We start from the raw sequence: 11,016 nt of genomic DNA, 5'->3' as shown, positions 1-11,016 counted from the left end.
GCCGGTGTGCTGGAGGCGACCGTCGCCGCGCTGCAGACAAAACCCGAGCGGCTGATGGCCTGGCTGGGGCCGGCCATCGGCCCGCACCGGTTCGAGGTCGGTGACGAGGTGCGGCAGGCCTTCCTGGACGTCGATCCGGGCGCCACGGAGGCCTTTCGTGGCGCCGGCGCGGGTCGTTGGTACGCCGACATTTACCGCCTGGCCGCCAGGCGGCTGCGTGCCCTCGGGGTGGTCTCCATTCACGGCGGCGGTTTCTGCACCCACACCGATCGTGATCGATTTTTCTCCTACCGCCGCGACGGCAAAACCGGCCGCATGGGCACCGTGATCTGGCTCGCGCGTTGATGTGTGCCTGCGGCGCTATGTTGTTGACGGCGGGTTACGCTGCGCTAACCACGCCCTACGTGGTGGAGACCTGCCATGGCACCGGGCCTGATCGAAGGGCGTACGGTGTCATTAGCGCCAGCGTAATGCGCCGTCAAACGAATCGCGCCACAGGCGCACCTTATGCGCCGCCCAGGCTTTCCTTTGCCCCCCGCCGTCCCCATGTCAGCTCTCAGAGCTATCCACACGATTTTTGAGGGACACTACCCATGCGAATGGACCGACTGACAACGAAATTCCAGAACGCCCTGGCCGATGCGCAATCCCTGGCGGTGGGGCGGGATCACCAGTTCATCGAGCCCGTCCACCTCATGGTGGCGCTGCTGGACCAGGAAGGCGGCACGGTCCGCCATCTGCTCAACCAGGCGGGCGTGAACGTGAACTACCTGCGCTCGCAGCTGGGCAACGCCATCGAGCGCCTGCCTTCGGTGCAAGGCGGTGACGGCCATGTGCAGGTCTCCAACGACCTGTCGCGGTTGCTGAACCAGACCGACAAGCTGGCGCAGAAACGCCAGGACCAGTACATCTCCAGCGAGCTGTTCGTGCTCGCGGCGGCGGAGGACAAGGGGCAGCTCGGCGAGCTGCTGCGCAAGGCCGGCGCCACCAGGTCCGTGCTGGAGCAGGCCGTGGAGGCGCTGCGCGGTGGGGAATCGGTCAACGACCCCAACGCCGAAGATCAGCGCCAGGCCCTGGAGAAGTACACCATCGACCTGACGGAACGCGCCGAGCAGGGCAAGCTCGACCCGGTAATCGGCCGTGACGACGAGATTCGGCGCACGGTGCAGGTGCTGCAGCGGCGGACCAAGAATAACCCGGTACTGATCGGCGAGCCCGGCGTGGGCAAGACGGCGATCGTGGAGGGACTGGCGAACCGAATCATTAACGGCGAGGTCCCGGAAGGAATCGCCCACAAGCGGCTGCTGTCCCTGGACATGGGCGCGCTGATCGCCGGTGCGAAGTACCGGGGCGAGTTCGAGGAGCGCCTCAAGGGGGTGCTCAATGATCTCTCCAAGCAGGAAGGCCAGATCATCCTGTTCATCGATGAGATCCACACCATCGTCGGCGCCGGCAAGGCCGAAGGCTCCATGGATGCGGGCAACATGCTCAAGCCAGCCCTGGCGCGGGGGGAGCTCCACTGCATTGGTGCGACGACCCTGGACGAGTACCGCAAGAACATTGAAAAGGACGCGGCCCTGGAGCGGCGCTTCCAGAAGGTGCTGGTGGACGAGCCCTCGGTGGAGGACACCATCGCTATCCTGCGTGGCCTCAAGGAGCGCTACGAGGTCCACCACAAGGTGGAGATCACTGACCCGGCTATCGTGGCCGCGGCGACGTTGTCCCACCGTTACATCACCGATCGGCAGCTGCCGGACAAGGCCATCGACCTGGTGGACGAGGCGGCCTCGCGTATCCGCATGGAGATCGATTCCAAGCCCGAGGAGATGGATCGACTGGAGCGCCGGCTCATCCAGCTCAAGATCGAGCGCGAGGCCCTGAAGAAGGAAACGGACGAGGCCTCGAAAAAGCGGCTTAGTACGCTGGATGAAGAGGTCGAACGCCTCGAGCGCGAGTACGCCGAGCTCGAGGCGATCTGGAACTCCGAGAAGGCCTCGGTGGAAGGCACCACCACGGTGAAGGAGCAGCTCGAACAGGCCCGGCAGGAGATGGAGACAGCGCGCCGCGCCGGCGATCTCACGCGCATGTCGGAACTGCAGTATGGCCGTATCCCGGAGCTCGAGCGCAAGCTGGAGGCGGCGTCCCAGGCGGATATGAGCGCCGAGAAGCGGTTGCTGCGCAGCCACGTGGGCGAGGAGGAGGTCGCCGAAGTGGTCTCCAAGTGGACGGGCATCCCGGTGTCCAAGATGCTGGAAGGCGAGCGGGAGAAGCTGCTGCGCATGGAGGAGGCCCTGGGCGAGCGCGTTATTGGCCAGCATGAGGCGGTGAAGGTGGTCTCCGATGCCATCCGGCGCTCCCGGGCGGGGCTGTCGGACCCGAACCGACCCAATGGTTCCTTCCTGTTCCTCGGCCCCACCGGGGTGGGCAAGACGGAGCTGTGCAAGGCCCTGGCCGCGTTTCTGTTCGACACGGAAGAGGCCATGGTCCGCATCGACATGTCGGAGTTCATGGAAAAGCACTCCGTGTCGCGCCTCGTGGGTGCGCCCCCGGGCTACGTGGGTTACGAAGAGGGCGGCTATCTGACCGAGGCCGTGCGGCGTAAGCCGTACTCGGTGATCCTGCTCGACGAGGTGGAGAAGGCCCATACGGACGTCTTCAACATCCTGCTCCAGGTGCTGGACGACGGTCGGCTCACGGACGGCCACGGGCGCACCGTGGATTTCCGCAACACGGTGATCGTCATGACGTCAAACCTGGGCTCGGAGATCATTCAGTCCATGGCCGGCGAGGAGCACTATGCGCGGATGCGGGCCTCCGTGATGGACATTGTCGGTACCCACTTCCGGCCGGAGTTCATCAACCGGGTGGATGACGTGGTGGTGTTCCACGCGCTGGAGCAGGAGCAGCTCAAGGCCATCGCCGCCATCCAGACCCGGTATCTGTCCGAGCGGCTGGCAGATCGGGACATGGCGATCCGCTTTACCGATGCGGCGCTGAGCAAGCTCTCCGAGGCCGGTTTCGATCCGGTCTACGGTGCGCGGCCGTTGAAGCGGGTGATTCAGTCACGGGTGGAGAACAGCCTGGCCCACGAAATCCTCGAGGGCAATTTCGGCCCCGGGGATGCTATCGAGGTGGACTATCGGGGCGAGGGCTTCACCTTCGATCGCAAGGCCAACGCGGCAGCGTAACGCGGGCGATCGGGCCGCGCAGGGATGCGCGCCGCCCGAGCCGCCACGGAGTCGGCGGCCGGGCGCAGGGCGCGGTGCGCCGCGCACGTGCTACCAGGACTGAAAACGGTGCAGCCCGAGGCCTTCGAGCTCCAGCTCAGGGGTCTTGCCGCTGATCACATCGGCGACGATGCGCGAGCAGCCGCAGGCGAACGTCCAGCCGAGGTGGCCGGGGCCGGCATTGAGGAAAAGGTTGGGCACGGGAGATGGCCCCAGGATTGGCGGCCCGTCCATGGTCATGGGCCGGAGCCCGGCCCAGTAAGTCGGTTCATGGCGCTCGGCATGCTGCCCCAGGCTCGGAAACCGTCCCGAGGCCTGGCGCAGCACTGTCGCCGCCCGCCGGGTTTGCAGGCTGTCGTCGTAACCGGCAAACTCCGCGGTGCCCGCCAGGCGGATGCGGCCACCAAGCAGGGTCACTACCACCTTGCGGGCGTCGTCGATGATGGGGATTTGTGGCGGATTGCGCCAGCCTTCCAGCGGCAGCGTGGCGGAATACCCCTTGACCGGGTAGATGGGCAGGCGCACCCCCACCTGGCGCGCCAGGCGTTTGCTGTCGTTGCCGGCGGCGATCACGTAGCTGTCCGCCTCCAGCGGCCCGGTTGCCGTCTCCACGGCCTTGACCCGCCCACCCTCCAGGCGCAAGCGTTCGACGTTGCACCCGAACTGAAACGTCACTCCGGCATCGGTGGCCAGTGCGGCCAGGCGTTCCGTGAACAGGCGGGCATCGCCGCTTTCGTCATCCGGATAGTAGATGCTGCCGATGAGCTGGTCGCGTGATTCCTCCAGTGCCGGTTCCAGCGCCACGGTCTGTGGCGTATCCAGCACCGAGTGGCGCACGCCGAGCGGAGCCGTCACCTTTGAGGCGTGCAGAGCCTTGTCCAGGGCTGCCGGGTCATCGAATACCTTGAGGATGCCGTTCTGCGCGTCGTCGTAGCGAATGCGTGTGTCCCGGCGTAACTCCCGCAGGAGCTGCAGGCTGTAGACCGCCAGGGCGGCGTTGACGCGGGTGTGGCGTTCGAAGCGGCTCCGTGTGCTGTTGCGGACAAACCCTGTGCCCCAACCCAGGAGGTACGGTATCTGGCCCGGCCGCAGCAGTAGCGGGGAGTCCTCGCGCCCGATCCAGCGCAACAGCTGCCAGAGGATGCCCGGCGCGTTCCATGGCTCCGCATGGCTCGCGTGGAGCAGCCCGCCGTTGGCGAAGCTGGTCTCCTCACCCGCCCGTGTGGCCCGATCCACCACGGTGACGTCATGCCCCTCCCGGCGCAGATACCAGGCCGTAGTGACCCCCAGCACACCGGCGCCGATCACGATAATGCGCATGCTACCCCCCGATACGCTGCGCGTGCGTGCCACGCCGCGACATGCCGTACGTTCGCCGCGATGATACAGCCTTCACCCAGGCCGGTGCATCCGGCACCGTCAGGCCGTCACCACCAGCAGGCTATCGAGCGGGGTGCAGGGCCTGGTCAGTGGCTGAGTGGGCGTAGACCGCCCAGCGGTTCTTGCCCTGTTCCTTGGCCTGATACATGGCGCTATCGGCCCGGTGAAGCAGTGGCCGCTCACTGTCGCCATGGTCGGGGAATACGCTGATGCCGATACTGATGCCCGCGCAGTTGGTGGCGGATAACCGCTTTGCCGCCGCCAGCAGGCGCTCGGCCAGCGCCGGCGCGTCGCCGGAGTGGCCGAGCGCTGCCACGACCACGAACTCATCGCCGCCCAGGCGTGCAAGGGTGTCACCCGGTCGGAGCACACTTCCCAGTTCATTGGCCAGGCGACACAGCAAGCGGTCGCCTTCGTGATGACCAAGCTGATCGTTGACCTGCTTGAATCCATCGACATCCAGGAGCAACACTGCCACAGGCTGCCGGCTGCGCCGTGCAAGGCCCAGTTGATGGGCCAGTCGGTCACTGAGCAGGCGCCGATTGGGCAGTCCGGTGAGCCCGTCATGGTAGGCCTGGGATTCCAGCTCTTCCAGGAAGTTGGCATGGCTTACCGCGACGGCCCCCAAGTCCGCCAGACGTTGCAGCGCGTCGAGCTGTTCGCAGGTGGGGCGGCCCGCTTCGGCCCGGAACACGGTGAGGGCCCCCAGCGTGTTGCCGTCGCGTGAGCGCAGCGGTTCCGACCAGATGCTGTGAATGCCGTGGGCCACTGCAAACCAGCGATAGTCCGGCCAACGGTCCTCCATGCGCACGTCCGGGCAGATGTGCCGTTCCCCCGTGGCCACGACACTGGCGCAGAGGCTCTCGTCCGTATCGAACCCGTGATGGGCTTCCAGTCCCTGGCGCAGATGCGGCGGCATGTCCGGCGCAATCAGCAGCCGGCCTCCCTCCGGCCGTGGCACGGAGATGATCGCGATGGTCTCGGGCAATTGGCTTTCCGCGAGCTCGCAAACGGAGCCCAGCGTGGCCTGGACCGGCTCTCGCCGGGTCACGCGCTCAAGAATGATGCTGCGCGCGTCCTGCAAGGAGGGTGTCGCGCTTTGACGTTCCACCGGGCGCCAGTGCAGCAATATGCGCTCCGGGCGATCCTCCCGCAGTAGGACCGTCTTCTTGACCGAGACCTCCAGGTCGTGTCCATGGGCGTCCAGCAGATGCCAGGTGGGGCCGGGGTATGGTGCCTCCGCGTCGGTACGCGCCCGCAAGTGTTCCATAAAGGCCGTCGCGTCCCCGCTGAGGAAGCGGGTGAGATTCCGCCCGATGAGCCCGTGCCGGTCCTCGTCAAGTAGCCGGCCGAGCGCCAGGTTGACGGCAAGGATACGGCCCTGCTGGTCGCAGGTGCACAGGGGTTCGTCCAGACCGTCCAGGGTCTCTTGGAGCAGCTCCCCTCGTGCGACATGACCGGTGTGTATGCGCGCCTCCTCGCGCCCCGCCTGCAGCAGTTCAACGTGGGCGGCCAGGGCCTCCACGGCAAGGCTTTTCGCAGAGGGCACGGTGGTTGCCTGTGTTTGCGACGGGGCAATAAGGCACAGGTGAACGTCGCCAGAGTCGGTGGGCACGGGCAGCAGCTGCAGCGGGCGTTCCGGACCGAGCAAGCCGAGGTCCGATGTGGTGGTCACTTCGGTGCCAGCGGCAATCAGCGGTGCAAGACGGGTCATGAGCCGCTGCAGCCCAAGGGGTGCGTTGAACGCCCCGAGCAGGCGGGTCTCGTCATTGGTCGTTTGCAGGATTAGTGCACCCTCGGCCGCGGTGTCATGGCAGAGCCAGCGCAGAAGGGGGGGCAGGCTCTCGGCAGGGAGTTCACGGTCTGTTGATCCCCCTGAACCTCCGCGAGATTCCGATTCCAGCGCTCCGCTGCCCATGTAACTCCCCTCCGCCATTCCCGTAACGGCGTTGCGACGACCGATGTTGCAACAAGCCAACACTTTACCGTACTGTTCACTGTTGACTAAAGCAGAAAAATTGGGTGCTGGCCATCATTGGTTGATGCCCTTCGGTCGTAAAGCCGCCGACCGGCGTTGCCATCCGCCGACAATGGCACACGTCAGCCCAGTCTGGCGCCGTTTTGCACCGGTTTGTCCGGTACCGCAAGCACAACCCCGCCGTCTTCGCTGTAAAATCCCGTGACCAGGCATTCCGAGCGCATGGGGCCGATCTGCTTCGGAGGGAAATTGACCACTGCCAGGATCTGGCGACCGACCAGATCGTCGGTGCTGTAGTGGTCGGTGATTTGTGCACTTGATCGCCTTATGCCCAGGTCGGGACCGAAGTCCACGGTGAGCTTGTAGGCCGGCCGCCGAGCTTCGGGGAACGGTTCCGCGTGCGTAATCGTTCCGGCGTGTAGCGCGATGGCTTGGAAATGATCCCAATCAATGGTTTGCATAAAAGTCACTCCCGTCACTTTAAAGAGGCCAATGGTGCCATGCGCCGAAGATTCAGTCGCGGGCCGGTCGTTGTCCACAGATCCTGTGGATAAGAATGTGGATAATGCCTGCACGTCCGGCCGCAACTCCCACCATTGGCGGCTTTGTGTCAGATTGATGAACATTTGGGCAGATCAATAATTAACTTTAATATCAGCAATATATGATTCTATGTGGTGTTTGTGGTACAGCCTTGCTGTGCCGACCGGTTCGTCGTTTCGGGGTTGACAGACGGGGGCGGTGTCTGTGCACAACCGTGCGGCGGTGGCGGCTCTCGCACCGGGGCGGGAATTGTTACACTGCGCACAGCATGTCCAAATTGCGGATCGGCTGATTCGGCGATTCACAGCGACAAGAGCGAGCCGTCCATGCACGACGACCAGCGGACCATCGACACTGCGGCCCAGGCGGTGGTGGACCTGGGCAATCAGATTGCCGAGCAGGACGAACAAGCCGATGTCGGGGATGTCGCCGACGGCCTGCTCTCGGGCGCCATTCACTACTGGCTGTACACGCGCCAACCCTGCGATGACCCGCGCTGTCCCGATTGCGCGCCGCTGCGCACGGCGGAATGGCGATTGCAGCTGCTCCAGCAGCTTGTTGAGGACGTCTCCCGTAGCAGCGAGTATTTTGAATCGCCGGACGACATGACCCCAGGCAACGCCTGATACGCCGGTTCCGTCAGCAGCGCGGCGGGCGCGGTCTGCCCGGCGCCGGTGCGCGCCTGCCTCCAACCAGAAGACGAGCCACCCCGAATGAGTGACAACGACCACCCGCGGCCGCCTATCGCCGAGAAGCAGCTGTCTACCAGCGTCCACCACGGGCACGAGCGCCAGGATCCCTACGCGTGGCTGCGGGACCCCAACTGGCGCGAGGCCATGCGCGATCCGGAGCAACTCGCCGCGCCCATCCGCGCCCATCTGGAGGCGGAGAACGGCTATGCCGATGCGGTCATGGCACCCACTGCCTCGTTCCGGGAGCGCCTGTTCGCCGAGTTGCGCGGCCGCATCCGCGAGGACGACAGCTCGGTCCCCATGAGGGACGGCCCCTACTTCTATTACAGCCGCTATCGGCAAGGGGGGCAGCATGCCCTGCTGTGCCGGCGGCAAGGGGGCGAGGATGCTCCGGAGCAGATTCTGCTCGATGGTGATGCGGAAGCCGGCGGTCACGAGTACTTCCGGCTGGGGGCGGCGGAACACGCGCCGGACCATCACTACCTGGCCTATGGCGTGGACACGTGCGGTGCCGAGAGCTGGGTGATTCGCTTTCGCAACCTGGCCGATGGCGCGGATCTGCCGGATCGCATCGAGAACGCGCGCGGTGATTTCGAGTGGGCCACCGACGGGCGCACGCTGTTCTATACGGTGCTCGATGCGGATCACCGCCCCAAGTGGGTGTACCGGCATCGTTTAGGCACGAGTGCTGCGGCGGACGTGCTCGTCTACGAAGAGCCGGACGACGGCTTTTTCGTCGGCGTGGACAAGACGGAAAGCGGGCGTTTCCTGTTGATCTCCAGTCACGATCATGTCACCAGCGAGGTGCGCTTTATCCCGGCAGACCAGCCGGATGCAGCACCGGAGTTGTTGTTCCCGCGTGAGAGGGGCATTGAGTACGGTATCGCCGACCACGGTGACCACTGGCTTGTACTCACCAACCGCGATGCCGAGGACTTCCGCATTATCACGGCGCCCCGTGCGCGCCCTCAGGGCTGGGAGGATCTCGTGCCGCACCGGCCGGGCCATCTCATACAGGATATGCTGCTCTTTCGGGGTTATCTTGTGCGGACCGAAGTCGCCGATGCGCTGCCGGCGATTGTCGTGCGCGATCTGCACAGCGGCCAGGAGCATACCGTGCGCTTCGACGAGGCCTGCTACGCATTGGGCATGGTACCGGGCTATGAGTACGACACCACCACCTTGCGGCTGACCTACAGCTCGTTCAGCACACCAGCGCGCGTCTATGACTACGACATGGCGACGCGGGAGCGGGTGCTGCGCAAGGAGCAGGAGATACCGAGCGGCCACGACCCGGAGGCCTACGTCGTGCAGCGCCTGTTCGCCACCGCCCCGGACGGCGAACAGGTGCCGGTGTCGCTGTTCCACCATCGGGCGGTGCGCCCGGGGGCCGATACGCCGCTGCTGCTCTACGGCTACGGCGCCTATGGAATGATCGACCTGCCTGGTTTTTCGCCGCTGCGCTTGAGTCTGGTGAACCGCGGGTTCGTCTACGCAGTGGCACACGTGCGCGGCGGCAAGGACCGCGGCTACCATTGGTACCGGGACGGTAAGCTTGAGCGCAAGGCGAATACCTTCAACGATTACATCGCCTGCGCCGAGCACCTGATCGAGGCGGGCTATACCGGCGCCGGCCGCTTGACCACGCATGGCGGCAGTGCCGGCGGCATGCTCGTGGGCGCCGTGCTGAACCAGCGCTCGGAGCTCTTCCACGCCGCCGTGGCCGATGTCCCGTTCGTGGATGTGCTCAATACCATGCTCGACCCGAGTCTGCCCCTGACACCGCCGGAATGGCCGGAGTGGGGCAATCCGATCGAGGACGAAACCGCCTATCGGACGATCCTGGCCTACTCACCCTACGACAATGTCCGGGCCCAGCCCTACCCGCACCTGTTGGTGACAGCCGGCGTGTCGGACCCGCGGGTGACCTACTGGGAGCCGGCCAAATGGGTGGCCCGCCTGCGCACGTTGAAGGCAGACAGCAACTGGCTGCTGTTGCGCACGAATATGAGTGCCGGTCATGGCGGACCCGGCGGCCGCTTCGATTTTCTCGAAGAGGTGGCCTACCGTTACGCCTTCATTCTCATGGTCTATGGTAACGAGGAAGCCACGGCCGCCCAGGCTGGATGACGCGTGTTGCCAGTGTCCTGTAACCGAAATTCGTGAACCGTGGATATCCGACTCAAACGCATCCATGATCCCGCCGACCCCGAAGACGGTATGCGCATGCTGGTGGATCGCCTGTGGCCGCGTGGGGTCCGCAAGGCGGACGCGGGGGTGGATGTATGGATGCGCGAACTGGCGCCGTCCAGCGAGCTGCGGCGCTGGTTCGGGCATGCTCCGGTGCGTTGGAGAGGTTTCCGGCAATCCTATCGCAGCGAACTGGCGGCGGTACCCGAGGCACTGGACCGGGTGCTGACCCTGGCTCGGCAGCAACCGGTGACCCTGCTTTTCGCTGCCCGCGATCGCGACCATAACCAGGCTGTGGTCCTGCGCGAGGTATTGCTGGAGCGCGCGGCGGATGGGCCCCGCGGACAACCCGCATCGCCGACCTGCTACGCCGGCGATTTTGCCGCCTACAATGGGCTTGACCGCGAGGATCCGTGAAATCGGTGCGCCTGCGGCGCTATGTTATTGACGGTGGATTACGGCTTCGCCTAATCCACGACGAGCAGCCATGCCATGGCACTGCGGCCGATCGAAGGGTGTAGGGTGTCATTAGCGCGAGCGTAATGCACCGTTAAACCAATTGCGCCACAGGCGCACAGGCGCACCCCGAGTCGTGTGCCTGCGGCGCTGTGTTATTGACGGTGGATTACGCTTCGCTAATCCACCCTACGTGGCTACGTGGCTACGCCACGGAGTCCTGCCTTGGCCCCGGGGCTGATCGGAGGGGGGATTCGCAAAGCATAACGCACCGTCGGCCTGAAAGGCGCTCATTCCACCTGGTCCAACGGCTGAAATTCCTGATCCACTGCAAAGGGCACCGACTCCGAAACCAGGGGTGTTGGTGGGGCCGGGGAACGTGGCGCGCCCGACAGGAGCCGCTCGCGGCGCAGCCGTCGCTCTTCCGAAGGGGAGCGGCCCTGGCGCTCGTGGTAGCACTTGGTGAAGTGTGGCGGTGAGACGAACCCGCAGGCCAAGGCCACGTCGGTAATGGGCATTTCCGTTTGCAGCAGCAGCTGCCGTGCACGGG

General features: G+C 65.2%; 9 protein-coding genes. 5 read left to right on the top strand and 4 right to left on the bottom strand.

The genetic code is table 11. From position 1 onward, the window contains the following. Both QZT63_RS06415 and clpB read left to right on the top strand, forming a co-directional pair. Positions 1-345, top strand: a 345-nt coding sequence (locus QZT63_RS06415) for a laccase domain-containing protein (protein ID WP_290649573.1), incomplete at its 5' end; no start/stop codon positions are given. Positions 346-593: 248 nt separating this feature from the next. Next, entirely contained in the window at positions 594-3,188 is a 2,595-nt protein-coding gene (clpB, locus tag QZT63_RS06410; RefSeq protein WP_290649571.1) for an ATP-dependent chaperone ClpB, read from the top strand. 90 nt (positions 3,189-3,278) lie between these two features. Here clpB and QZT63_RS06405 read toward each other — a convergent pair whose 3' ends face one another. The 3 genes from QZT63_RS06405 to QZT63_RS06395 form a co-directional block, all read right to left on the bottom strand. Beyond that, positions 3,279-4,547, bottom strand: coding sequence for a D-amino acid dehydrogenase (locus QZT63_RS06405; protein WP_290649569.1), 1,269 nt, complete (start codon positions 4,545-4,547; stop codon positions 3,279-3,281). Positions 4,548-4,668: 121 nt separating this feature from the next. Then, positions 4,669-6,525, bottom strand: coding sequence for a diguanylate cyclase (locus QZT63_RS06400; protein WP_290649567.1), 1,857 nt, complete (start codon positions 6,523-6,525; stop codon positions 4,669-4,671). A gap of 182 nt (positions 6,526-6,707) precedes the next feature. Further along, on the bottom strand, positions 6,708-7,211 hold the full coding sequence (locus QZT63_RS06395) for a tRNA-binding protein (RefSeq protein ID WP_366636176.1): 504 nt from the start codon (positions 7,209-7,211) through the stop codon (positions 6,708-6,710). Positions 7,212-7,454: 243 nt separating this feature from the next. Between QZT63_RS06395 and QZT63_RS06390 the strand changes: the two genes are divergently transcribed. The 3 genes from QZT63_RS06390 (at position 7,455) to QZT63_RS06380 (ending at position 10,427) form a co-directional block, all read left to right on the top strand. Then, positions 7,455-7,754 (top strand): hypothetical protein, encoded by a 300-nt coding sequence (locus tag QZT63_RS06390; RefSeq protein WP_290649565.1) that lies wholly within the window; start codon positions 7,455-7,457, stop codon positions 7,752-7,754. A gap of 87 nt (positions 7,755-7,841) precedes the next feature. Further along, positions 7,842-9,950: a S9 family peptidase gene (locus QZT63_RS06385; RefSeq protein ID WP_290649563.1), complete on the top strand. Its 2,109-nt coding sequence runs from the start codon at positions 7,842-7,844 to the stop codon at positions 9,948-9,950. A gap of 39 nt (positions 9,951-9,989) precedes the next feature. Next, the gene (locus tag QZT63_RS06380; RefSeq protein WP_290649561.1) at positions 9,990-10,427 is read left to right on the top strand and encodes a DUF488 domain-containing protein; all 438 of its coding nucleotides are present in this window, start codon (positions 9,990-9,992) and stop codon (positions 10,425-10,427) included. Positions 10,428-10,756: 329 nt separating this feature from the next. Here the strand turns inward: QZT63_RS06380 and QZT63_RS06375 are convergent. After that, positions 10,757-11,016 (bottom strand): helix-turn-helix domain-containing protein (locus QZT63_RS06375; protein WP_290649559.1); only part of this gene is annotated, 260 nt, incomplete at its 5' end.

Source organism: Aquisalimonas sp., assembly GCF_007120195.1.
Classification (GTDB): domain Bacteria; phylum Pseudomonadota; class Gammaproteobacteria; order Nitrococcales; family Aquisalimonadaceae; genus Aquisalimonas.
The sequence above is the reverse complement of the archived record's forward strand: the minus strand, read 5'-3'. Positions and strand labels throughout refer to the sequence as shown.

What these genes read in the sequence shown, in the direction of transcription:
- clpB (WP_290649571.1), top strand. Translation starts at nt 594, where the DNA reads ATGCGAATGGACCGACTGACAACGAAATTCCAGAACGCCCTGGCCGAT.
- QZT63_RS06405 (WP_290649569.1), bottom strand. Translation starts at nt 4,547, where the DNA reads ATGCGCATTATCGTGATCGGCGCCGGTGTGCTGGGGGTCACTACGGCC.
- QZT63_RS06400 (WP_290649567.1), bottom strand. Translation starts at nt 6,525, where the DNA reads ATGGGCAGCGGAGCGCTGGAATCGGAATCTCGCGGAGGTTCAGGGGGA.
- QZT63_RS06395 (WP_366636176.1), bottom strand. Translation starts at nt 7,211, where the DNA reads ATGTTCATCAATCTGACACAAAGCCGCCAATGGTGGGAGTTGCGGCCG.
- QZT63_RS06390 (WP_290649565.1), top strand. Translation starts at nt 7,455, where the DNA reads ATGCACGACGACCAGCGGACCATCGACACTGCGGCCCAGGCGGTGGTG.
- QZT63_RS06385 (WP_290649563.1), top strand. Translation starts at nt 7,842, where the DNA reads ATGAGTGACAACGACCACCCGCGGCCGCCTATCGCCGAGAAGCAGCTG.